At 71.4% G+C, this 21385-nt stretch carries 22 protein-coding genes; 11 read left to right on the forward strand and 11 right to left on the reverse strand.

The window, feature by feature from the left end:
• Nucleotides 1-16 precede the first annotated feature (16 nt).
• Nucleotides 17-673, reverse strand: a complete 657-nt coding sequence (locus ABFX55_RS26335; protein WP_346125268.1) for a type 1 glutamine amidotransferase domain-containing protein — start codon at nucleotides 671-673, stop codon at nucleotides 17-19.
• A gap of 72 nt (nucleotides 674-745) precedes the next feature.
• Here ABFX55_RS26335 and ABFX55_RS26340 point away from each other — a divergent pair, with 72 nt between their 5' ends.
• A complete protein-coding gene (locus tag ABFX55_RS26340) occupies nucleotides 746-1678 on the forward strand; it encodes a LysR family transcriptional regulator (protein WP_346125270.1) in 933 nt (310 codons plus the stop codon).
• Here the strand turns inward: ABFX55_RS26340 and ABFX55_RS26345 are convergent.
• Nucleotides 1601-2260, reverse strand: a complete 660-nt coding sequence (locus ABFX55_RS26345) for a TetR/AcrR family transcriptional regulator (RefSeq protein WP_346125272.1) — start codon at nucleotides 2258-2260, stop codon at nucleotides 1601-1603. The genes ABFX55_RS26340 and ABFX55_RS26345 overlap by 78 nt on opposite strands.
• Nucleotides 2261-2305: 45 nt before the next feature.
• Here ABFX55_RS26345 and ABFX55_RS26350 point away from each other — a divergent pair, with 45 nt between their 5' ends.
• Nucleotides 2306-3115 (forward strand): thioesterase family protein, encoded by an 810-nt coding sequence (locus ABFX55_RS26350; RefSeq protein ID WP_346125274.1) that lies wholly within the window; start codon nucleotides 2306-2308, stop codon nucleotides 3113-3115.
• Here the strand turns inward: ABFX55_RS26350 and ABFX55_RS26355 are convergent.
• A complete protein-coding gene (locus tag ABFX55_RS26355; protein WP_346125275.1) occupies nucleotides 3106-3675 on the reverse strand; it encodes a TetR/AcrR family transcriptional regulator in 570 nt (189 codons plus the stop codon). The genes ABFX55_RS26350 and ABFX55_RS26355 overlap by 10 nt on opposite strands.
• Before the next feature lie 47 nt (nucleotides 3676-3722).
• Here ABFX55_RS26355 and ABFX55_RS26360 point away from each other — a divergent pair, with 47 nt between their 5' ends.
• Nucleotides 3723-4142 (forward strand): organic hydroperoxide resistance protein, encoded by a 420-nt coding sequence (locus tag ABFX55_RS26360; protein ID WP_346125277.1) that lies wholly within the window; start codon nucleotides 3723-3725, stop codon nucleotides 4140-4142.
• Between the two features lie 11 nt (nucleotides 4143-4153).
• On the opposite strand, the gene ABFX55_RS26365 is transcribed toward ABFX55_RS26360, so the two are convergent.
• From ABFX55_RS26365 to ABFX55_RS26375, 3 genes are read right to left on the reverse strand one after another with little or no spacing between them, the layout of a single operon-like run.
• Nucleotides 4154-4900: an ABC transporter ATP-binding protein gene (locus ABFX55_RS26365; protein WP_346125278.1), complete on the reverse strand. Its 747-nt coding sequence runs from the start codon at nucleotides 4898-4900 to the stop codon at nucleotides 4154-4156.
• The gene (locus ABFX55_RS26370; RefSeq protein WP_346125280.1) at nucleotides 4897-7569 is read right to left on the reverse strand and encodes an ABC transporter permease subunit; all 2673 of its coding nucleotides are present in this window, start codon (nucleotides 7567-7569) and stop codon (nucleotides 4897-4899) included. Before ABFX55_RS26370 ends, ABFX55_RS26365 begins: the two co-directional genes overlap by 4 nt.
• The gene (locus tag ABFX55_RS26375; RefSeq protein WP_346125282.1) at nucleotides 7570-8802 is read right to left on the reverse strand and encodes an ABC transporter substrate-binding protein; all 1233 of its coding nucleotides are present in this window, start codon (nucleotides 8800-8802) and stop codon (nucleotides 7570-7572) included.
• 112 nt (nucleotides 8803-8914) lie between these two features.
• On the opposite strand from ABFX55_RS26375, the gene ABFX55_RS26380 reads away from it, so the two are divergent.
• From ABFX55_RS26380 to qcrB, 4 genes are all read left to right on the forward strand, one after another.
• Entirely contained in the window at nucleotides 8915-10003 is a 1089-nt protein-coding gene (locus tag ABFX55_RS26380; RefSeq protein WP_346125283.1) for an alcohol dehydrogenase catalytic domain-containing protein, read from the forward strand.
• Between the two features lie 96 nt (nucleotides 10004-10099).
• Nucleotides 10100-10630 (forward strand): TetR/AcrR family transcriptional regulator, encoded by a 531-nt coding sequence (locus ABFX55_RS26385; RefSeq protein ID WP_346125285.1) that lies wholly within the window; start codon nucleotides 10100-10102, stop codon nucleotides 10628-10630.
• Between the two features lie 277 nt (nucleotides 10631-10907).
• Nucleotides 10908-12197, forward strand: coding sequence for an NAD(P)/FAD-dependent oxidoreductase (locus ABFX55_RS26390; RefSeq protein ID WP_346125287.1), 1290 nt, complete (start codon nucleotides 10908-10910; stop codon nucleotides 12195-12197).
• The gene (gene qcrB, locus ABFX55_RS26395) at nucleotides 12194-13648 is read left to right on the forward strand and encodes a cytochrome bc1 complex cytochrome b subunit (RefSeq protein ID WP_346125289.1); all 1455 of its coding nucleotides are present in this window, start codon (nucleotides 12194-12196) and stop codon (nucleotides 13646-13648) included. Before ABFX55_RS26390 ends, qcrB begins: the two co-directional genes overlap by 4 nt.
• Before the next feature lie 43 nt (nucleotides 13649-13691).
• Here qcrB and ABFX55_RS26400 read toward each other — a convergent pair whose 3' ends face one another.
• The 3 genes from ABFX55_RS26400 to ABFX55_RS26410 form a co-directional block, all read right to left on the reverse strand.
• Nucleotides 13692-14198, reverse strand: a complete 507-nt coding sequence (locus tag ABFX55_RS26400) for a PASTA domain-containing protein (protein WP_346125291.1) — start codon at nucleotides 14196-14198, stop codon at nucleotides 13692-13694.
• Nucleotides 14170-15756, reverse strand: a complete 1587-nt coding sequence (locus tag ABFX55_RS26405; RefSeq protein ID WP_346125294.1) for a serine/threonine-protein kinase — start codon at nucleotides 15754-15756, stop codon at nucleotides 14170-14172. Before ABFX55_RS26405 ends, ABFX55_RS26400 begins: the two co-directional genes overlap by 29 nt.
• 295 nt (nucleotides 15757-16051) lie before the next feature.
• Nucleotides 16052-16846, reverse strand: coding sequence for a TIGR03619 family F420-dependent LLM class oxidoreductase (locus ABFX55_RS26410; RefSeq protein WP_346125296.1), 795 nt, complete (start codon nucleotides 16844-16846; stop codon nucleotides 16052-16054).
• 58 nt (nucleotides 16847-16904) lie between these two features.
• Here ABFX55_RS26410 and ABFX55_RS26415 point away from each other — a divergent pair, with 58 nt between their 5' ends.
• Nucleotides 16905-17678, forward strand: a complete 774-nt coding sequence (locus ABFX55_RS26415; RefSeq protein ID WP_346125298.1) for an alpha/beta fold hydrolase — start codon at nucleotides 16905-16907, stop codon at nucleotides 17676-17678.
• Nucleotides 17675-18937: an LLM class flavin-dependent oxidoreductase gene (locus ABFX55_RS26420; protein ID WP_346125300.1), complete on the forward strand. Its 1263-nt coding sequence runs from the start codon at nucleotides 17675-17677 to the stop codon at nucleotides 18935-18937. The genes ABFX55_RS26415 and ABFX55_RS26420 overlap by 4 nt, the downstream gene beginning before the upstream one ends.
• Here ABFX55_RS26420 and ABFX55_RS49975 read toward each other — a convergent pair.
• On the reverse strand, nucleotides 18920-19384 hold the full coding sequence (locus ABFX55_RS49975; RefSeq protein WP_379479089.1) for a zinc ribbon domain-containing protein: 465 nt from the start codon (nucleotides 19382-19384) through the stop codon (nucleotides 18920-18922). The genes ABFX55_RS26420 and ABFX55_RS49975 overlap by 18 nt on opposite strands.
• 26 nt (nucleotides 19385-19410) lie before the next feature.
• On the opposite strand from ABFX55_RS49975, the gene ABFX55_RS26425 reads away from it, so the two are divergent.
• Nucleotides 19411-20241 carry a TIGR03619 family F420-dependent LLM class oxidoreductase gene (locus ABFX55_RS26425; protein ID WP_346125302.1) on the forward strand — a complete coding sequence of 277 codons (831 nt, stop codon included), beginning with the start codon at nucleotides 19411-19413 and terminating at the stop codon, nucleotides 20239-20241.
• Here ABFX55_RS26425 and ABFX55_RS26430 read toward each other — a convergent pair.
• Nucleotides 20225-20788 (reverse strand): TetR/AcrR family transcriptional regulator, encoded by a 564-nt coding sequence (locus tag ABFX55_RS26430; RefSeq protein WP_346125303.1) that lies wholly within the window; start codon nucleotides 20786-20788, stop codon nucleotides 20225-20227. The genes ABFX55_RS26425 and ABFX55_RS26430 overlap by 17 nt on opposite strands.
• 62 nt (nucleotides 20789-20850) lie before the next feature.
• Between ABFX55_RS26430 and ABFX55_RS26435 the strand changes: the two genes are divergently transcribed.
• Complete coding sequence (locus tag ABFX55_RS26435) at nucleotides 20851-21378, forward strand: hypothetical protein (protein WP_346125305.1); 528 nt, start codon at nucleotides 20851-20853, stop codon at nucleotides 21376-21378.
• Nucleotides 21379-21385: the final 7 nt, after the last annotated feature.

The raw sequence follows: 21385 nt of genomic DNA on the forward strand, positions 1-21385 counted from the left end.
CCTAGCGCACGCTTGGTTACTTGAGAAGCTCGACGATCCGCTCGGCCAGCGGCGCGGCGCTCGCCGGGTTCTGCCCAGTGGCCAGACGGCCGTCGACGACGACCTGGGGCTGCCAGTCGGCGGCGGGCTCGTGCGTCGCCCCCTTGCCCACCAGCGCGTCGGCCAGCAGGAACGGCACGATCTCGGCCACGCCCGCGGCCTTCTCCTCCGCGTTGGTGAAGGCGGCCACGCGCCTGCCCGCCACGAGCGGGGCGCCGTCGGACAGGGTCAGGTTGACCAGCGCCGAGGGTCCGTGGCAGACGGCGGCCACCACGCCGCCGCTCTCGTAGACCTCGCGGCCGAGGCGCGCGACGTCGGGGTCGCCGGGGAAGTCCCACATGGTGCCGTGGCCACCGGCGTACAGCACCGCGTCGAAGGAGCGGCCTTCGAGGTCGGCCAGCCTGCCCGCCTCCCGCAGTTCGGCGGAGTCGAGGAAGGCGGTCTGCGTGTCGTCGGAGGGGTCGAAACCGTCCTGTGGCGGCTGCCCGCCCTTGACGCTGGCCACCACGACCTCGAAGCCCGCCTCGCGGAAGACGTGCCACGGGTGGGCCGCCTCCGAGACGTAGTATCCGGTGCTCCGCACGCCGCCGAGGTCGTCATGGCTGGTCAGTGCGATCAGAATGCGCTTGCTCATGTCTCGATGATGCGCCGCGTCAGCCATCAGTCACAAATAGCTTCATCGCCCCTCAGCCATCACAATTCTGATATGTCACTCTCGCTCGACCTGCTCAGGACGTTTCTCGCCGTGCACCGCACCGGCTCGATCACGGCCGCCGCGCAGACGCTCGGGCTGTCGCAGCCCGCGGTGACGGCGCAGGTCAGGGCGCTGGAGGCGGCGCTCGACCGGCCGCTGTTCGACCGGCTGCCGCGCGGCGTCGCGCCCACGGCGGCGGCCGACGAGCTGGCCAGGCGGGTGGCGGGCTCGCTCGACGCGCTGGCCGAGGTGGTCGGCGCCGAACTGCCGTCAGGGCGGAGCGTGCATCTGGGCGGCCCTGCGGAGTTCCTGTGCGAGCAGGTGATGCCCGTGCTCGCGCCGCTGGTGGCCGACGGGCTGAGGCTGCGCACCACGTTCGGGCTGACCGACGACCTGCTGGCCGAACTGGCGGCCGGACGGCTCGACCTCGTGGTCGCCACGGTACGGCCGCGCCTGCGCGGCGTGCGCGCCGAGCCGCTCTACGACGAGGAGTTCGTCCTGGTGGCGGCGCCGGGCGTGACGATGGACGCGCCGGTCGTCGCCTACGCCGAGGACCTGCCGATCATCAGGCGCTACTGGCGGACCGTCTTCGGCCGCCGCGCGACGATGACCGCGGGGGCGATCGTCCCCGATCTGCGGGGGGTGCTGGCAGCCGTACGGGCGGGGGCCGGGATCTCCGTGCTGCCCGCCTATCTCTGCGCAGGCGACCTCGCTGCGGGCAGGCTGGTGGCGCTGACCGCGCCCGAGGTGCCGCCGCTCAACACCGGCTATCTCGCGGTCAGGGCGGGAGGGCTGGCCGTCCCCGCGGTCGCCACGGTGCACCGCCATCTCAGCGAGGAGTTCCGCAGGCGGCTGGGGAGCGGTCCGCTAGCCGTTGAGCCGGTCGGCGAAGGCGTCGAGCTCGGCGACCACCTCGGGCAGGACCCGGCGCCTGGACAGGCGTGAGGCGATGGCAGTGCCGAGACCCGCCATCCAGACCGTGTCGTCGATGAAGGCGTCGAGATCATCGGGCCAGGGGAAGGACGGCTGGCTGATCAGCAGCGACGCGCAGCCGTGCGCGGCCGACCACAGGCCGAGGGCGAGCGTCTGCGGGTCGCCGCGCAGGGTGCCTGAGGCGACGCAGGCCGAGACCGCCTCCACCATGTAGCCGAAGCATGCCGTCGCCGCCGAGCCCGACCCCTGCCGCATCATCAGCACCCGGTACTGCACGGGATGGTCGAGCGCGAATCTGACGTACACGTGCCCGCACCTGCCCAGGGCCCAGAACGGGTCGTCGATGCCCTGCGCGGCCTCGCGCATCCTGCGCTCGAGCTCGTCCCACGCACGCAGGCAGACCGCCTCGATCAGCTGCTCCTTGTCGGCGAAGTGCAGGTAGACCGAGGGGGTGGACACACCCGTACGGCCGGCGACCGCGCGCAGCGTCAGCGCCTCCTCGCTCCCCCGCTCCACCAGCAGCGCCTCTGCCGCCGCGAGGATCTCCTCCCGCAGCCGCGTCCCTTCGCCAGGATTGGCCCTCACCCGTTTCATGGGATCAGGTTGACACCGTCAGGTTAACGCCGTCAATCTGACCATATGACGACATTTCGGGATGCCACGGCGATCACGGCAGGCGCGGACGGCGATTTCCACGCCACCCTGGACGAACAGTGGAGCGTGGGCGGCAGGGCGCACGGCGGCTACCTCCTCGCGATCATGGGCAGGGCGGCCATCGAGAGCGCGGGCGCCGACCACCCCCACGTGACGGCGGTCAGCGGCTCCTTCCTGGCGCCTCCCGCCTTCGGCCCCGTGCGGGTCGCGGTCGAGACGCTACGACAGGGCCGCGCCCTCACCCAGGTGCGCGCCCGCCTCTCGCAGGACGGCGCGCCGCTCGTCGAGGCGCTCATCACCCTTGGCCGCCTGTCGGAGGGTGACCCGTGGTGGTCGGACACCGAGCCGGTGGAGCTGCCCGACGAACAGGAGTGCTTCCTGACCCCCGCCGAGGCGCCGGGCGCCGGGTTCAGGGTGCCGCTCATGGACGTCGTCGAGCAGCGGCTCAACCCCGCCCACCTGGGCTTCGCCTTCGGCACCCCCGCGCGCGAGGGCGTCATCGCGGGCTGGCAGCGCCTGGCCGACGGCTCCGAGTGGGACCCGCTGTCGCTGCTCGTCGCGATCGACGCGGTGCCGCCGGTCTCCTACGACCTCGGCGCTCCCGGCTGGGCCCCGACCATCCAGCTGTCGGCCTACATCAGGCGGCTGCCCGCCCCCGGCCCCGTCAGGGTGCGCGTGAAGGCGGCCGACGTCACCGGCGACCGCATGGACGAGACCGCCCACGCGTGGGACGCCAAGGGCCACCTCGTCGCCCAGGCCACGCAGCTGGCCGCGGTCCGCACGGCTCAGGCGTAGATCGCCCGAGTGATCACCACGGCGCAGGTCTCGATGGCCTGCGCCGACTGGTCCTCGGCCAGCACCGCGAACTTCATCCGCACCAGCGCCCTGGCCAGGCCGTCCTGCGGCGGCCCCTCGGGGGCACGCCCCTCGGCCCGCTCCCTGCCGATCCTTGCGGCCGCCTGCCCGATGTAGCCCTCGACCACTCTCGACCTGAAGCCGGCGAACTCCTCGTCCTCGCCCAGCAGGGCGGGGCGCAGCAGGGTCCCGTGCTCGCGCCACAGCCGCGCGCTCACCCCGAGCGCTTTCCTCAGCGCGGCGGGATCGTCGCCCGCGCCGTCGAGCCAGCCCCTGGCCGCCTCCTCCATCTCCTGGGCGATCTCCTCCAGCAGCGCCTCGAGCACCGCGCTCTTGGAGTCGAAGTAGAAGTAGAAGCTCGAGCGCGAGATGCCCGCCCCCGCCGCCAGCCTGTCGACCGTGATCTGCCCTGGTGGCACGGACTGCAGCAGCTCCTTCGCCGTCTCGACGATGGCCCGCTCACGGCGGTCTCCCTTGGTCATCCCCCTGCGCCGGTTCATGTCTCAACACTACGCCGGGAATAATCGACATAGCGTCGATTATTGTGATGAGTATGAACATCCTCTACACCGCCATCGCCACCGCCTCGGGCCGAGAGGGCCGCGCGGCCACCAACGACGGCAGGCTGGCCGTCACCCTCGCCCACCCCGTCGAGCTCGGCGGATCCGGCCAGGGCACCAACCCCGAGCAGCTGTTCGCCACCGGTTATGCCGCCTGCTTCGCCAGCGCCATGCAGAACGTGGGCCGCAGGATGAAGCTGGACGTCTCCGACGCGTCGGTCACGGCGGAGGTCGGCCTCGGAGGCATCGGTGAGGGCAGGTTCGGCCTGGAGGTGACGCTGCGGGTGGAGCTGCCCGACGAGCTCCAGGGCGAGGCGGGGCAGCGCCTCGTCGAGGCCACCCACCAGGTCTGCCCCTACTCCAACGCCACCAGGGGCAACATCGCGGTGAACCTGGTGATCGAGTAGCCCGGCGGTGGTCAGCCGAGGTAGGCCGCTCTGACGACAGGGTCGGTCCTGATCTCGGAGGGCGGCCCTGCGGCGATGACCTTGCCGAGGTCGAGGACGACGAGGTGGTCGCAGGTGTCCATGACGAAGCCCATGTCGTGCTCCACCAGCAGCACCGTGGTCTCCAGCGCGGCGATGACCTCGCGCAGCCGTACCGTCTGGTCGGCGTCCAGGCCCGAGGTGGGCTCGTCGAGCAGGAGCAGCGAGGGGCGGTCGGCCAGCGCGCGGGCCAGCTCCACCAGCCGCCGCTGCCCGACGGGGAGCGCGGCAGCGTAGGCGTCGCGCAGCGGGAGCAGCCCGCACAGCTCCAGCACCTCGTTCACCCGCTCCCTGCGCGCGGCCTCCAGGCGGCGCCTGGCGGGCAGGGCGGTCAGGTCGGCGAGCAGGCCGCCTCCGCCGCCGCGCCACTCCAGGGCGGACAGCACGTTGTCGGCGACGGTGAGGCGGCCGAAGACCTGCGTGCGCTGGAAGGTACGGCGCAGCCCCGCCCGCGCCCGCCGTACGGGGGAGTCGCCCGTGACGTCGGCCCCGGCGACCAGCACCCGGCCCGACCTGGGCCTGCGCAGCCCTGACACGACGTCGAACAGGGTGGTCTTGCCCGCGCCGTTCGGCCCGATCACCCCGCAGACCTGGCCCTCCGGCACGGTGAAGGAGACCTCCGACAGCGCCATCACCCCGCCGAAGGAGACGGAGACGCCCTCCACGGCCAGCGCGGTCATGACGAGACCCCCAGGTAGGCGGCGGTCAGGCGGTCGGCGTCGACCTCGGAGCGGGGCCCTGTCCAGGTGATGCGGCCCAGCCGCATGAAGGCCACCCTGTCGGCGACGGCCAGCGCCTCCGTGGCCTTCTCCTCCACCAGCAGCAGCGCCACCCCTCGCTGTCGCAGCTCGGCGAAGAGGGCGAAGATCTGCTCGACGACCAGCGGGGCCAGGCCGAGGGAGGGCTCGTCGGCGATCAGCACCCTGGGCGGCCTGACGAGTGCGGGCGCGAGCGTCAGCAGCTGCTGCTCACCGCCCGACAGCGCGCCCGCGAGCACCGTACGGCGGGCGGCCAGCTGCGGCAGCCTCTCGTAGACGGGATCGGGCGACTCCAGCCACGTCCGCAGGTTCTCCTCCACGGTCAGACCGGGGAAGACGCCTCGCCCCTCGGGTGCCAGCAGCACTCCCGCGCGGGCGCGCCGGTGGGCGGGCCGGCCGGTGACGTCATCGCCGTCGAGCAGGACCGCGCCCGCGGTGACGGGCAGGTCTCCCGCGGCGACGGCGCAGGTGGTGGACTTGCCCGCCCCGTTGGCGCCGAGCAGCGCGACCACCTCTCCCTGGTGGATGGCCAGGTCGACGCCGCGCAGGACGGTCACGTCGCCGTATCCCGCGACGACGCCCTCGAGCCTGAGCACCGGCTCGGCCCTGCCGGGTTCGGCGAGGTTCTCAGGGGCGGCGCCAAGGGCCGCGTGGCCCCGAGGGGAGAGCGCGTCGGTGGCCGGGGACGGGGCTGTGGCCTGGCGGCGGGCGCGGCGGCGGTGGCGGGCCTCGGCGAGCTGGGCGAGCACCCCGTCGGGATGCTTGGCCAGGATCATGCCGCCGGTGCCGAACAGGATCGCGCCGACGTGCGCGGAGACGCCCCATCCTGCCAGCAGCTCGGGGAAGACGGCGGCGATCAGCCCGCCCAGCACCGCCCCTCCGATCCTGCGCACCCCCTGCAGCACGACCACGGCCAGCCAGACGAACCCGGCGAAGGCGGGCAGGTCCGTCGCCGTGATCGACCCCTTCGACGTGGCGTACAGCACCCCGCCGAGCCCGGCGATCGCCGACGCCAGCGCGAACAGCATGATCTTCGTGCGTGGCCCCGAGACGCCCACGGTCGCCGCCGCGGCCGGGGCCGACCTGACGGCGAGGATCGCCCTGCCCGACACCGACCGCTCCAGGTTGCGCACCAGCAGCCCGACCAGCCCGATCAGGACCAGCAACAGCACCACCCGCACGCGGGGGTCGGTGGTGTCGGCCACCCCGAAGGAGATCGCCGGCAGCGGCCAGCCGATGGTGCCGTTGCTGAAGGCGTCGACCTGGAAGAGCACCTGGTCGGCGAGGAGCGCGAGCGCCAGCGTGGCCAGCGTGAGGATCCGGCCGCCGAGCCGCAGCGCGGGCATCGCCACCAGCACGCCGACCGCCGCGGCCGCCAGCACGCCCACCAGGATCGCCACGGGCAGCGGCCATCCGGAGGCGAACGCCCAGCCGCACGTCAGCGCCGCCATCGCGGCGAAGGCGGCCTGTGCCAGGTTGACCATGCCGCCGATCCCCGTCACCACCACGAACGAGCAGAAGATCAGCGCGAGCACCAGCCCCTGCGCCACCACGCCCACGTAGTAGTCGTCGGCGGGCCGGGTGAAGGTCCAGACCAGCAGCGCGGCCAGTGAGACGAGCCAGGGCAGGCGGCGCCGCCACACCGGCAGGTCGGCCAGGTAGTCGGGGGGCGGCGCGTCCTCGGCCGCGCTACCGGCCACCCGCTCCCTCGACCTGTTGAGCAGGACCAGCCCCGCGAACAGCAGGAGCACGGGCACCGCGGTGCGCAGCCCGGTGATGTCCGCGGCGAAGTCGGCGTAGCCCGCCACCAGGTTCTGCACGACCCCGAGCCCGAGCCCCGCCGCGAACGTCCAGGGGATCGAGCGCAGCCGCCCGAACACCGACGCCGTCGCCGAGGCGAACAGCAGCACGGTGAACGCCCCCGAGTCCAGGCCCACCACCGGAACGGCCAACACGCCCGCGAGACCCGCGAGAGCCGAGCTGAGCGTCCAGGCCAGCGCGGAGCTCGCGTCGGCGTCGATGCCCCTGAGCGTGGCCAGCCTGCGCCTGTCGACCGAGGCCCGCATCCGCAGGCCGTACGGCGTGTGCCGCATGAACAGCCAGAGCCCCGCCGCCACGAGGATCGCGACGCAGAAGGTGATCACCTGGTCGGAGTCGAAGCCGAAGGCCACCTCGACCGCGGGGTAGGGCCCCACGCCGTGCGGCAGCGCCGTGGCGTCGGCAGGCGGCAGCCCGAAGGGCTCCTCCACCAGGTCGGCGATCAGCAGCCCGAGCGCGGGCAGCGCGATCGTCAACCCGATCGTCGCCACGATCTGCGCGGTCTCCCCCGCATGGGCCAGGCCCCTGAACATCGCCCTGTGCAGGCCGTACCCGAGCAGGGGGGCGAAGCCCAGCACCGCGACCAGCCCCGCGGCCCATCCCGGCCAGCCGAGACCCACGTTGAGCTCGAAGAAGACCAGCGCGGTCAGGAAGCCGACCGCGCCGTGGGCGAAGTTGAACACGCCCGTGGCCGCGTACGACAGGGTCAGGCCCGACGCCATCACCGCGAAGACGGCGCCGGTGACCAGCCCGCTGAGGATGTAGGCCAGCATCTACTTGAGCGGCACGTTGTCGAAGCACTTCATGCTCTTGGCCACCCGGTAGGCGCCGCCTTCGAGCTTGACCAGCGCCCCGCAGCCGTTGGGTTCGGCGTGGTCCTTGGGGTACTGGATCTTCCCGAACCCCGCGTTCTCGTAGAGGAAGGAGCCGTTGCCCGTGGCCAGGAACTTCTCGCGGGTCAGGTCGCGGCCCGTCTGCTCCAGCATCTTCAGGAAGATGTCGGCCGACCAGTAGCCGATCGCCAGGTGCTGGGTGAGCGTCGCGCCCGGGGAGACCTTGTCCACGTCCTGTCTGAGCTGGGCGATCTCGGGCGCGCTCGACTCGAAGGGCTCGAACATCGGCGCGGCGACCACCCCCTCGAGCGCCCTCGCCGTGGCGGGGTCCTTCAGTATGGCGGCGTCGTAGCTGGTCGCGTCGCTGAGCACGCCCTTGTAGCCGGCCTTCTTCAGCGCGGAGTAGAGGCCGACGTTGAACTTGGTGCCCGCGATGATCGAGACGACGATGTCGGGAGGCGCTCCGCCGTCCGAGGTCATGATCTTGTTGACGTAGGGCAGCCAGTCGGCGGGCGGCGCGGCGCCCGGCAGCGCCGAGTTGAGCCCGACCAGCGTGAACCCCGCCGCCTGGAAGGACTGCGAGATGGTCTTGCCGCCGTACTTGCTGCCGCTGGAGTCGGAGGTCTGCACGTAGACGGTCTTGCCGCTCGCGCCGCCGAGCAGGTCGGCCATCTGGTTGCCCCACCAGGTCTGCGAGCCGGCGCCCGGCTTGGGCGCCAGGCAGCCGTTGTAGCCGAAGCCGGTTCTGGTGCCGCACCACTGCGGGCCCGTCGCCCAGCCGAACCACGGCACGCCCTGCTGCTCGAGGAAGACCGCGCCGCCGAAGTTGGGGGCGTGCACGGGGACCAGCGCGAACACCTTGTCCTTCTGGACCAGCTTCTTGGCCGCGGCGTCGCCCTTGGCGGCGTCCTGGGTGTCGTCCTCCGCCCCGACGAACTCGATCTTCCTGCCGTGCACGCCGCCCGCCGCGTTGGCTCTTTCGAACCTGGCCCTGGCGCCGAGCTCGGCGTCCTTGGTGGAGTAGCCGCTCGCGCTGGTCTTGGTGAGGACCCCGCCCACCTTGACCGTCGTGTCGGTCACCCCCGGCGTCTGCGCGCCCGGAGCCGCCTTCTGCTGCGCCGCGCATCCCGCGAGCGCCACCACCACCGCCAGCACCACGAGTTCTCGCCGCAACCCAGCCTCCGCCTTTTGGCCTAGCGCTCGCTTGGTTTTGGGTCAGCGTAGGTTCGGGCCGCGGGGGTGTCAACGCTTCTCTACCAAGCATTTGCTTGCTAGCGTGTGGCGCATGCTGATGCGCGCCGCCGTCCTCACCGGATTCCGCGAGCCGATGGAGATCCGCGAGGTCGAGATCGCCGACCCGGGACCGGGCGAGGTGCGGGTGCGGATCAAGGCGTCGGGGGTGTGCGGGTCCGACCTGAAGGCCATCGACGGCAAGAGCCCCGTCGTACGGCGGCTGCCGTACATCTTGGGGCACGAGAGCGCGGGCGTCGTCGAGAGCGTCGGCGAGGGCGTGACAGGAGTCAGGCCCGGCGACCACGTCATCATCGCGATGAGCGGCGCCTGCGGGAGGTGCCGCCAGTGCGGCGCCGGCCGCTTCCACCTGTGCTCGGGCCCCGCGAGGATGACCGCGATCATGGGAGGCGCGCCGCGCGTCACGCTCGAGGGGCAGGAGACCCGCAGGTTCATCGGCATCGGCTCCTTCGCCGAGTACGCGCTCGTCAGCGAGGCGATGTGCGTCAAGATCGCCACCGATGCGCCCTTCGACGCCATGTGCCTGCTGGCCTGCGGCGTCGTCACCGGCGTGGGCGCGGTGCTGAACGTCGCTCGCGTGAGCCCCGGCTCCAGCGTGCTGGTCGTGGGCTGCGGCGGCGTCGGGCTCAACGTCGTCCAGGGGGCGGTGCTGGCGGGGGCGACCACGATCATCGCCGCCGACGTCGCCGAGCAGAAGCTCAAGCTCGCCTCCCGCTTCGGCGCCACCCACACCCTGCTCGCGGGCGATCTCCCCGCACAGGTCGGCGAGATCACGCGTGGCGGCGTCGACTACGCCTTCGACGCCACGGGGGTGGCCGACGTCCTCGGCCAGGCCTTCGCCGCCACCCAGCCAGGCGGCACCACGGTCATGGTCGGCAGCCCGCCCTCGGGCGCTGCCCTGACCATCGAGCCGGGGCTGCTCTTCGCCTCCCGCAGGCTCATGGGGACCCAGGGCGGCGACGCCGCCCCCCTGCGCGACCTGCCGATGCTCGCGGCGCAGTACCTGCGGGGCCGCCTCGACCTCGACGGCCTCGTCACCGAACGGCTGCCGCTGTCCGACGTCAACCAGGCCGTCGCCCACGTGCGCGAGGGCTCCGTCGCGCGCACGGTGATCGTCTTCTAGCCGCCACGGGGAACGTCTCCCCACCTGCGTCCTGTACGTCCGTACAGAGCCCTACGATGGGCACACTGGACGTGGAGCCTCTGGTGGAAAGAGACGATGACCACACTCGAGCAGGGTCACGACACCCGCACGCGCATCCTCGCGGCGGCCAGGAAGCTGTTCGCCGAGCGTGGGTACGCCGCGACCTCGCTGGCCGACATCGCCGCCGCCGTCGGGCTCACCAAGACGGCCGTCGCCTACCACTTCCACCCCAAGGACCGGCTGGCCGCCGAGCTGATCGCGCCGTGCGCCGACGACATGCTCGACCTGCTGGGCGCGCAGTTCACCGACCGGGCGGCGTTCGTGACGGCGCTGGTGGAGTTCACCGTACGGCACCGTGCGGTGACCAGGCTGGTCATGGAGGATCTCGGCGGCGCCGACGAGGCCCCTCCAGGATCGCCAGGCGAGGCGATCAGGACCTTCCGCGACGAGATCTTCGCCAAGCTCGTCGGGGCCGAGCCGTCGGCGCAGGACCGGTTGCGCGGGTGGGCGGTGCTCGGCGCGCTCCAGTGGGGCGTCGTCCACACGATGGACCTGCCTGAGGAGACCGTCCGCGCCACCCTGACCACCGCCGCTCTCGCCATCTGACCCGCCCGAGGCCGACTCCCGACCCGCGCCTCTTCCTCCGGCTGCCCCGCCGTACGCGCGCGCGTGCTCATGGCCGGACTTTCTGCGGTGACCTCTGCCGCCGTGCCGCAGGGGAGGCTGATGTCACCTCCCCTCATGTCACAGCTCGCCGGGCTATTCCGTCGTAGGTGTGTAAGCACCTAGGAACCGCGGAGGAGTCCACCATGGTGGAACCCACGATCGCGCTGGTGACGGGGGCACACCACGTGTCCGCTTCCCAGCCCCTGACTGACACTCCATGTCGCCGCCACGTGTCGTGATCGTCGGAGCCGGCCTCGCCGGATATCACGCCGCCTCCGCTCTCTCTCGCCGCATGCGGGACAGGGCCGAGGTGGTGCTGGTGAACCCGACCGGCTTCACGCTCTACCTGCCCCTGCTGCTCGACGTGGCAGCAGGGAAGCTCGATCCGAGCCGGGTCACGGTCCCGCTCGCCAGAGCGCTGCCCGACGTTCGGGTCGTCCTCGGCACCGTCGACCGCATAGACACCGGCTCCCGGCGCGTCCACTATGTCGACGCCGACCGAACCACGGGCCTGCTCGCCTACGACCGGCTCATCGTCACCGTCGGCGGCGTCACCAAGGTCCGGCCGGTCTCGGCGGTCTCGGCGCACAGCTTCGGCTTCCACGACGTCGCCGAGGCCCTCCACCTGCGCGACCACATCCTGCGCCAGCTCTACCTGGCCGCCACCAGCGACAACACCACCGAACGCGCCGCACGCTGCACCTTCGTCGTGCTCGGCGCGGGACACACCGGCACAGAGGTGGCCGCCGCCGGACAGCTCATGTCCAAGGAGATCGCACGCCGCTACCCCCGGCTGCGAGAACAGCCGATCCGCTGGATCCTGGCCGAGCCCGCCGAGCAGCTGCTGCCCGACATGCATCCCCGCCTGTCCGAAACCGCGACGCGAGTGCTGCGGCGACGCGGCGTGGACGTGCGGACTCAGACCTCGGTGGGGCAGGTCACCTCCGGAGGGCTGCGGCTGACCGACGGCGAGTTCGTCCCCACGCGGACGATCGTCTGGAGCTTCGGGGTTCGCCCCGATCCCCTGATCAACGGGCTCCGGCTCCCGGTCGAGCAGGGGCGGATCAGGGTCGACGAGTACCTCTCCGTGCCCGGTCATCCCGAGATCTACGTCTGCGGGGACGCCGCAGCCGTCCCCGACCTCACCCGACCCGGCAAGATCACCCCGATGAGCGGACGGCACGCCGTACGCCAGGGCAGGCTGGCAGGCCGCAACGTCGCCGCCTCCCTCGGATCCGGCAGGCGCAGGCCGTACCGGCACGGCAACCGCGGCGCCACCGTGGACCTGGGCGGCCGGCAGGCGGCGGCCGACCCGCTGGGCATCCCGTTCTCCGGCATCGCGGCCAAGGCGGCGACTCTCGCCTACCGCCTGTTCACCATCCCGGCCAACCGCATGGGAATCGTCAACGACTGGCTGGTCGACGCGCTGCTGCCGGGCCGGCGCACCCCGCGCCACCGGGCTCCCGTGTCGATGACGCCGCTGAATCTCACCCAGGAGAAACGATGAAGGCAAGTGGGCTGGCCAAGGCCCTGGACGAGCGGGTCGGCGGCGGGGCCTGGCTGAACAAGGCGATGCGGAAGGTCTTCCCCGATCACTGGACGTTCCTGCTCGGCGAGATCGCCCTGTATGCCTTCGTCATCGTCTTGCTGACCGGCGTCTTCCTCACCTTCTTCTTCAAGCCCAGCATGACCGAGGTGATCTACGACGGCTCCTACGTGCCGCTGCGCGGGGTCGTCATGAGCGAGGCCTACGCCTCGAGCCTGGAGATCAGCTTCGACGTGCGCGGCGGGCTGCTGATGCGCCAGCTGCACCACTGGTCCACGTTGGTCTTCCTGGCCGCGATCTGTGTCCACATGCTGCGCAACTTCTTCACCGGCGCCTTCCGTAAGCCACGCGACCTGAACTGGCTGATCGGTGTCCTGCTGTTCATACTGGTGCTGCTCAACGGGCTGTTCGGCTACTCGCTCCCCGATGACGCGCTGTCGGGCGCGGGGCTGCGCATCCTGCACGCGGTCATCCTGTCGATCCCACTGGTGGGCACCCACACCGCGATGTTCCTGTTCGGCGGCGAGTACCCGAGCGACGACATCATCTCGCGCCTGTTCAGCATCCACACGCTGCTGATCCCCGGCCTGCTGCTGGCGCTCATCCCGCTGCACGCGGTGGTGCTGACCTGGCGGCAGACGCACACGCAGTTCAGGGCCAAGGGCCTGTCGAACCGGGTGGTCAGGGGGGCGCCGTTCTTCCCCGCCTTCCTGGCGAAGACGACGGCGTTCTTCCTGTTCACGTTCGCGGTCGTCTCCCTGCTGGCCACGCTGTTCCAGATCAACCCGATCTGGCTGTACGGCCCCGCTCGTCCCAGCGTGGTCAGTTCAGGCTCGCAGCCCGACTGGTACATGGGCTTCCTGGAGGGCGCGCTGCGCATCATGCCCGGCTGGGAGATGACCGTCTTCGGGCACACGCTGACGCTCAGCCTCATCATCCCCGCGTTGATAGCTCCCGGCCTGCTGTTCACCGGCCTCGCCGTCTACCCGATGCTGGAGCGTCGCTTCACCAGGGACACCCGTGTGCACAACCTGCTCGACCGGCCACGGGACGTACCCTGGCGCACCGGCCTCGGCGTCGCCGGCATCGTGTACTACGGCATCCTCTGGGCGGCCGGCGGCAACGACGTCCTGGCCACCGCCTTCGGCGTCTCGCTGTACGCCACCACGTGGTTCTTCCGCGTCGCGATCTTCGCGGGTCCGGTGCTGGGCTACCTGATCACCTACCGGATCTGCCTGGGCCTCCAGGAGCGCGACCGGCACACCGTCACGCACGGGGTGGAGACCGGCGTCATCCTCCGCGGCGCGGACGGCAGCTATGCCGAGATCGACCGTCCCGTCACCGAGGAGGAAGCCGCGCTGCTGCTCGCTCCTGGTGCCGTCGAACGCCGTGAACTGGAACGCCGCCCATGACCACAGCCAGGGTCCGACGCCGATGACCGCGTGCGAGCAGTGATCAGTTCTCGGGCGGGCTCTCCTCGTCGGTCGGGGTCGGCCTCGGGGTGGGTTCGGCGCCGGCAGGCGGTTCGGCGCTGTCGGGAGGCAGGGTCGGTTCGGAGGGGTCGGGGAAGGACTGGCCTGCCACCCCCACCGTGATCACCACGGTCCGTCCAGGCGTGGCGCACGTTCCCGGCGACACGCTCTGTCCCAGGACGGAGTTCACGACGTCGGGGTCGTCCACGATCTGCGCCTTCTGCCGTACCGCGAAGCCCGCCGCCTTCAGCGAACCCCGCGCCTCGGCGCGGGAGAGCCCCACGACCGGCGGAACCCGCGCGCCCTGCTGGGCCACCAGCAGCGACACCGTCCTGCCCGGCGCGAGTCTGGCGCCCGCCCCCGGCTTGCTGCTGATCACCTGACCGCTGGGCAGCTCGGAGCAGCTCCGCGTGATCTTCCCCGTCCTCAGCCCCGCGGCGGCCAGCGCGGACGAGGCGGCCTCACGGGTGAGCCCGGCCAGCGCCGGCACCCTCGGACCCGCCGCCACCTCCAGGTCGACGCGGGTGCCTCTGGCGACCCTGGTCCCGCCCCCCCGGCGTGCTCCCGAGCACCTCACCCGGCGAGCGCGCCGAGTCGCGCTCGGACACCGACCCCGCCACGAGCCCCGCGTCCTTGATCGCGCGGACGGCGGCGGAACGATCCATGCCCACGAGCGAGGGCACGGAATAGGTCACGGGGGCGACCGGCGGCGGCGGGGAGGGCTGGCGCTTGATCGAGGTGGGGGTGTCCTTGATCTTTCCGGAGCCCTGCTGGTCCGGCGGCGACGCGGCGACCGAGGAGGTCACCCGCGTGGGCTCGGCGACGGACACGGGAGGCGCCTCGCTGCTCTGGAGCGCGGGCACCAGCACCGCCACCAGCACCGCGGCGCTGACCAGCAGCGCGCCGGACACGGCCAGCGACGCCCTGTTCGCGGCCGGCCCCACCCACCTGCCGGGGTGCGTGGCCTCGGGCGTCCGCCCGTCTCCCCCCGGCCACGAGGGGTGCCCTCCGTCGTCGCCCGGCACCCGTGGCCACGGCACGACCGACCCCCTCGGATCGCTCCGGACGGCGGGCGAGCCCGGACCGCCCGCCGATCGCGAGGCCCTGGCCAGCGACGCGCCCGACGACACCCTGCCGCGCGACTCGGGCAGCAGGTAGCCCTCCGCCGCCCCCGTCGCCTCGGGCTCGGCCAGCGGGTAGGGATCGACCCTGAGGATGTGCGGCGGAGGCGAGCGCAGCACCTCCGCCGGAATCTCGTCACCGGCTCCCAGCAGCGCGAGCAGCAACTCCCTGCTGGTCGGCCGGTTGCGCGGGTCCTTGTCGAGGCAGTGCTCGACAAGGGCGCCGAGCCGGCCGTCGAGACGGCCGAGTTCGGGCTCCGCGGTCAGGATGCGGTGCAGCACCGGCGCCACCGAGTCCTGCCCGAACGGCGCGGAGGCGTTGGCCGCGAAGCACATGGTGGCGCCCCAGGAGAACACGTCCACCGCGCCGGTTATCGCTGAGGCGGTGATCTGCTCCGGCGCCATGTAGGCCGGCGTTCCCACGCCCCTGCCGCTGACGGTGGCCGCCGCGTCCAGCGCCTTGGCCAGGCCGAAGTCGATCACGCGAGGCCCGTCGGGGCCGAGCAGCACGTTCTGCGGCTTGAAGTCGCGGTGCACGATCCCGGCCCTGTGGATGGCGGCCAGCGCGGTCGCGGTGCCGACGGCCAGCCGTTCGAGGGCGCCGCCGCTGCGCGGCCCCGCCAGCGCCACCTCCCTGCTCAGGGAGGGGCCGTCGACGTACTCGCTGACGATGTACGGCCTGCCGTCGTCGAACCCCGCGTCCACCACCTGCGCGGTGCAGAACCTGGCGACGTGCTTGGCCAGCTCGACCTCACGCAGGAAAGCCGCCTGCTCGTCCCCCACAGGTCCGTGAAGCAACTTGACCGCGAACGATTCTTCCCCCAGAGTGCCCAAGTAGACGACGCCCTGGCCGCCCTCCCCCAGGCGTCCGGACAGCTCGTAGTCTCCCAGTCTCTTCGGGTCCCCCATCTTGAGCGGTACAGGCACGGGCGCCTCCCCTCGCTGCCACCCGTCACCTCTCTACTGAAGTCGAGGGATCGCGGCGCGTCAACGGACCGTAACTCCGTTGTGATGTCCCTATTTCTGCACACTTGCGGTAGGGCGAGCGGCGGTCTCACCCGCCCTGATCACCCGAAACGCGCGCTTAGCCGGAAAGGCCGCCTCTGACCTGGGACAGGTCGAAACCAGGTGGCGAGCGCGGCCGTACGGGCAGGCGGCGCGGGCGCCGGGGGACGGATGCGAGCCGTACCGGGAAGGTGACCTTCGCGTTAGGGTGCCGCGGCTAGAGAAATGTCGCGTACTGGTCCAGAACGGGCAGCACCTCGTCGCCTGGCCCGCTGGGCAGCGACAGCACGACCTCCTCGATGCCGAGTGAGGCGTAGTAGTCGAGCTTGCCCTGTGTGGGCAGCGTGCCGAACGGGATGACCCTGGCCGTGGCCGCCACCTCGCGCAGCGCGGGCAGCGCGGCCTTGATCCCCTTGCCCCCGATCGGCATCCATCCGTCGGCGTACTGCGCGACGTGCTCGAACAGCCTGGGCCCCGCCGCGCCGCCGACGTAGACCGGCGGACCCGACAGCGGCTTGGGCCACGACCACGAGGGCTCGACGCCCTCGAAGGCCGCCACCTCCTGGCTCCACAGCGCCTTCATCGCCAGCACGTTGCGCCTGGCCACCTCTCTCCTGTCCCTGTACGGCACACCGTGGTTCTCGATCTCCTCGACGTTCCAGCCGAAACCCACGCCGACCGCCACGCGCCCGCCCGACAGGTGGTCGAGCGTGGCGATCGCCTTGGCCGTGACGATCGGCTCGCGCTGGGCGGCCAGCAGGATGCCGGTCCCGAGCGTGATCGTCGAGGTCACGGTGGCGGCCGAGGCCAGCGCGACCAGCGGGTCGAGCGTGCGCCTGTACTCCTCGGCCAGCTGCGGCGTGCCCGTCGGCGGCGGCGTGCGGCGGGAGACGGGGATGTGGGTGTGCTCGGGAAGGTAGAGCGAGGAGAAGCCGCGCTCCTCCGCCGCCCTGGCCAGATCGGCGACCGGCATCGCCAGGTCGGTGCTGAACATCGTGACGCCAAGCCGCATGACCGACTCCTTAACCAAGCGATTGCTCGGGACCGTTTCTTAGAGTAGCTTGCCGCTCATGGGATTCGCTGCGGCCGGGGATGTGCGGCTGTTCTACACCGACGACGGCTCAGGCGACACGACGCTGCTGCTCGTGCACGGCTGGGGCGCGGACTCCCACCAGTGGGTCCACCACATCCCCTCCTTCGCCGCGAGATTCCGGGTCATCGCCGTGGACCTTCGCGGACACGGCTACTCGTCGGCTCCGCCGAGCGGCAACAACCCGCCCACCATGGCCGAGGACCTCCTCGCCCTGCTCGACCTGCTCGGCGTCGAGCGCTGCGTGGCGATCGGGCACTCCATGGGCGGCGTGGTCGCCTCCAGACTCGCCGTCGAACACCCCTCGCGGATCGAGGCCGTGGTCGGAGTCGACCCGGGCTACGGAAGGCCCGACGAGGTCGTCGCCATGGCGGTCGCGATGCGCGAGACGCCCGCCGTGCGCATCGACGAGTGGTGCTACACGCCCGCCTCGCCCACCTGGCTGCGCGAGTGGCACAGGCGGCGGCTGCTCGCCACACCCCCGCACGTGCTGACCGAGGCGTACGACGCGCTGTGGTCGGGACCCGAGGCGATCGGCTCGCGGGCCGCCGCCGAGCCCTACCTCTCCCGCCGCGAATGCCCCGTGCTCACCTTCTGGACCGACCCCGCGCAGGCGGCGTGGGAGTCGGACCTGTTCAAGCATCCCGCCTCGCGCACGGTCTGCTGGCAGGGCAGCGGCCACCGGCTGCACGAGGAGCGGCCCGCCGAGTTCACGCTCGTGGTCAACCAATGGCTGAAGGAGATCTCCCGGTGAAGTTCGCGATCTTTCTCAACCCCCAGATCCCCGGTTCCGGGTACGCGGCCGAGGAGAACGCCCGCGCCAGGCGCCCGATCGGGCGGGACACCGAGTCGTACCAGAGGCTGCTGCACGAGGTGCGGGAGATCGCGGTGCACGCCGACAGGATCGGCTTCGACGCGCTGATGATGACCGAGCACCACTTCCATTCGGAGGGGATGGAGTTCTCCGTCAACCCGCTGATGTTCCTGACCGACCTTGCGGCGCGGACGGAGCGGATCCTGCTGGCCCCGCTCGGCCTGGTGCTGCCCGCCTGGGACCCGATCAGGGCGGCGGAGGACGTGGCGCTGCTCGACCAGTTCTCCAAGGGGCGGCTGCGGCTCGGCGTGGCGCGCGGCTACCAGAACAGGTGGATGAACGTGCTGGGCCAGCGCTGGCAGGCGGCGGCCGCCAGGTCGGACGGCTCCTCCAGCGACAACCGCAACTTCGACGTCTTCGGCGAGGTCCTGAAGATCATGAAGATGGCGTGGACGCAGGAGACGCTCCGCTACAAGTCCGACGTCCTCGACTATCAGGTGCCCTATCCCTTCGAGGGCATCGAGGGATGGCCGGCCACCGAGTGGACGCGGACCTTCGGCGCGCCCGACGAGCTCGACGACGAGGGCAGGGTCCAGGCGGTCAGCGTGTGCCCGAGGCCGTACCAGAACCCGCACCCCGAGCTGTGGCAGCCGTTCACGATCTCCGACCGCTCGGTCATCAGGGCCGCGCAGGAGGACATCATGCCGTGGATGTTCACGCCGAACCCCGACGACCACGCCGCGAAGGCCAAGCTCTACCAGGAGGAGTCGGCCAAGCAGGGCCGCAACTACAAGCTGGGTGAGCACACCGGCATCCTCAAGATCGTCGGAATCGCCGACACCACGGAAGAGGCGATCAACACCTACGGCAAGAAGATCCCCAAGGACTTCGCCGCCTTCTTCGGCCCCTTCGGCTACCTGGAGGTGCTGCGCAAGAAGGAGGACGACAGGCATGAACCGATCTCACCGGAGAAGGGCGACGTGCGGCGCATGAACGACGTCGAGATGGCGCTGTTCGGCTCACCCGACGACGTCAAGCGCGGCATCCAGCGCATGCTCGACCGCATGCCCGACCTGGAGTGGTTCGGCCTGTACATGCAGGGCCAGCAGGGCGTGCTGCCCCTCGACACCGTCAAACGCAACCTCGAACTGTTCGCCACCAAGGTCATCCCGGAGTTCCAGTCAACTACCTTCGGTTGATCTCGAAGGCTCGCTCTCACGGTCCCGTCTGGCGGAAGGGAGGCCGGTAGCGTGTGGGCGATTGACTGCGCCCCAACTCGCAACGGCGCGCTGGGCGATGTCGCGGGCTGCGATGTGATCGGCGCGCCCAGCGAGGCGGCACCTGGTGCAGAGGAACCGGCCGCGTACCGGCCGGTTGGCCTTCGCGACACAACCGCATTCCGGGCAGCGCTGGCTCGTGTAGGCCGGATCCACGAGCACGAAGGCGATCCCGAGCCGTGCGGCCTTGTAGCGCGTGAACGCGATCTGCTGAGCGAAGGCCCAGGAGTGCAAGGTGCGCCGCTGGGACCGATGAGCCCTTGCCCGCCCGGCCCCTGACTGACGAAACGCCAATGCGATCACCCGCCTCCTCCACGCATCGCACACACTACCGAACGCATTGAGCTCATTGCACAGAGTTATCGACATAAGGAGCGAATCATGAGGCACAGCCGATGAGGTTCTGGCTCGGCGCCTCGTTCTGCGACACGAACGAGTTCGTCGAGCTGGCCGTGGCGGCCGAGCGGTGCGGGTTCGACACCTTCACGCTGTCGGACCACCTGTTCTTCGCCGACTTCAGCACGCCGTACCCCTACGGCAGGATGCGCTGGACCGCCGAGACGCACTGGCCGGACGTATGGGTGACGATCGGCGCGATGTCGGCGGTCACGACGCGGCTGCGTTTCTCCCCCAACGTCTACATCGCCCCCGCCCGCGACCTGATCACCGTGGCCAAGCAGGTGTCGACCGCCGCCGTGCTGTCGGGCGACAGGGTGAGCTTCGGGGTGGGCGTGGGCTGGTGCAAGGAGGAGTTCGCCGCCACCGGGCAGGACTTCCACACACGTGGGCGCAGGCTCGACGAGATGCTCCCGCGCCTGCGCGAGCTCTGGTCGGGCGCCCAGGTCGAGTTGCCGGGACTGCCGCCGCTGTCGATGTCGCCGGTGCCGGCCGCGCCGATCCCGATCTATGTGGGCGGCGACAGCGAGGCGGCGCTGCGCAGGGCGGCCAGGGCGGGAGACGGCTGGATCGGCAACCGGATCTACACCGAGGAGCAGATCGACGCGGTCCTCGCCGACCTGCGCCGCTATCTGAAGGAGTACGGCAGGCCCGAGGACGCGCTCGAGATCGTCGCCCCGCTGGCCGTGCTCCCCGACGCCGCCACCTACCGGCGTTTCGCCGACAAGGGCATCACGGCCACGATGGCCGCGCCCTGGTGGCTGTCGCCAGGCGAGCCCAAGGTCGCGACGATGGAGCGCTTCGCCGAGGAGGTCATCTCGAAGATGTGATCTCGGGAGGGTCCACGCCCAGCTCGGCCAGCGCCTGGGCCACGACGTCGCGCGGGGCCGCCTCCACCACGCCGATCCTGGTCAGCGCGGCGATCCCGAGATAGCTGCTGTATCCGGCGACCACCCTGTCCCTGGCCGCGGGGGCGGGCTGGCCCAGCTCCTCCAGCGCCGCCTGCATGACCTCGAGCCTGCGGGTGCTGACCCTGCGCGCCACGCCTGCGACGAAGGGGTCGTCGGCCGCGCTGATCAGCCTGAAGGAGATCGCCGCGTCGGCGGGGTCGGCGAAGGCCAGCTCCAGCAGCGCGCGCATGCGCGCGCCCGGTTCCTCGATCGTCTCGAGTTCGGCGATCACCTGCTCGGTGCGCGACTCCCAGAGCGCGAGAGCCGCCGCCACCAGTGCCTGCCTGTTGGCGAAGTGCCAGTAGAAGCTGCCCTTCGACACGCCCAGCCTGGCCGCCACCGGTTCCACCGCGACGGCCGCCAGGCCGCCCTCCACGAGTGCGTCCAGCGCTGCCTTCGCCCAGTCGTCCGCCGTCAACCGACCCATCCGGCCAGCCTTCCATACGATGCCGTATAGTCTGACCATACGCCACCGTATGGAAGGTCGCCATGCCCACGCTCGCTGACCGCTACATCCCCGTCCCCGAACTCGCCGAGCGGCACTCGATCGTCATCCGCGCCCCGCGGGAACGGGTCTGGGCCGCCGTCCAGGACCTGCGCCCGAGCGACATCAAGGCGGCCAGGCCGCTCTTCGCCGCTCGCGATCTCATCTCCCGCCTGCTCCACGGGCACGCCCAGACCGACCTGCCGAGCTTGGCCGTCCTGGCCGAGGAGCCCGGCAGAGAGGTCGTGCACGGGGTGGTCGGGCAGTGGTGGCGGCTGGGCGCCGCCGCCAACCTCACCGTCGCCGACTTCGAGACCTTCGACAGCCCCGGGTACGGCAAGGCCACCTTCGGCTTCCTGCTGACCGACCTCGGCGGCGGGCAGACCCGGCTGACCACGGAGACCAGGATCGTGACCACCAGCCCCGACGCGCGCCGCGCCATGGCCCGCTACTGGCTGGTGATCAGGCTGGGCAGCGGCCTGGTCCGCAGGGCGATGCTGGGGGCGGTGAAGCGCAGGGCGGCGGGCCGATAGCCTCGTC

Source organism: Nonomuraea roseola (genome assembly GCF_039535395.1).
GTDB classification, from domain to species: Bacteria; Actinomycetota; Actinomycetes; order Streptosporangiales; family Streptosporangiaceae; genus Nonomuraea; species Nonomuraea roseola.

Bases quoted from the DNA above. Each gene is read 5' to 3' on its own strand.
- ABFX55_RS26425 (WP_346125302.1), top strand. From the start codon at position 19,411: ATGAGGTTCTGGCTCGGCGCCTCGTTCTGCGACACGAACGAGTTCGTC.
- ABFX55_RS26410 (WP_346125296.1), bottom strand. From the start codon at position 16,846: ATGCGGCTTGGCGTCACGATGTTCAGCACCGACCTGGCGATGCCGGTC.
- ABFX55_RS26355 (WP_346125275.1), bottom strand. From the start codon at position 3,675: ATGAACCGGCGCAGGGGGATGACCAAGGGAGACCGCCGTGAGCGGGCC.
- ABFX55_RS26385 (WP_346125285.1), top strand. From the start codon at position 10,100: ATGACCACACTCGAGCAGGGTCACGACACCCGCACGCGCATCCTCGCG.
- ABFX55_RS26335 (WP_346125268.1), bottom strand. From the start codon at position 673: ATGAGCAAGCGCATTCTGATCGCACTGACCAGCCATGACGACCTCGGC.
- ABFX55_RS49975 (WP_379479089.1), bottom strand. From the start codon at position 19,384: ATGTCGATAACTCTGTGCAATGAGCTCAATGCGTTCGGTAGTGTGTGC.
- ABFX55_RS26360 (WP_346125277.1), top strand. From the start codon at position 3,723: ATGAGTATGAACATCCTCTACACCGCCATCGCCACCGCCTCGGGCCGA.
- ABFX55_RS26435 (WP_346125305.1), top strand. From the start codon at position 20,851: ATGCCCACGCTCGCTGACCGCTACATCCCCGTCCCCGAACTCGCCGAG.
- ABFX55_RS26430 (WP_346125303.1), bottom strand. From the start codon at position 20,788: ATGGGTCGGTTGACGGCGGACGACTGGGCGAAGGCAGCGCTGGACGCA.
- qcrB (WP_346125289.1), top strand. From the start codon at position 12,194: ATGAAGGCAAGTGGGCTGGCCAAGGCCCTGGACGAGCGGGTCGGCGGC.
- ABFX55_RS26345 (WP_346125272.1), bottom strand. From the start codon at position 2,260: ATGAAACGGGTGAGGGCCAATCCTGGCGAAGGGACGCGGCTGCGGGAG.
- ABFX55_RS26415 (WP_346125298.1), top strand. From the start codon at position 16,905: ATGGGATTCGCTGCGGCCGGGGATGTGCGGCTGTTCTACACCGACGAC.
- ABFX55_RS26380 (WP_346125283.1), top strand. From the start codon at position 8,915: ATGCTGATGCGCGCCGCCGTCCTCACCGGATTCCGCGAGCCGATGGAG.
- ABFX55_RS26370 (WP_346125280.1), bottom strand. From the start codon at position 7,569: ATGCTGGCCTACATCCTCAGCGGGCTGGTCACCGGCGCCGTCTTCGCG.
- ABFX55_RS26340 (WP_346125270.1), top strand. From the start codon at position 746: ATGTCACTCTCGCTCGACCTGCTCAGGACGTTTCTCGCCGTGCACCGC.
- ABFX55_RS26350 (WP_346125274.1), top strand. From the start codon at position 2,306: ATGACGACATTTCGGGATGCCACGGCGATCACGGCAGGCGCGGACGGC.
- ABFX55_RS26390 (WP_346125287.1), top strand. From the start codon at position 10,908: ATGTCGCCGCCACGTGTCGTGATCGTCGGAGCCGGCCTCGCCGGATAT.
- ABFX55_RS26365 (WP_346125278.1), bottom strand. From the start codon at position 4,900: ATGACCGCGCTGGCCGTGGAGGGCGTCTCCGTCTCCTTCGGCGGGGTG.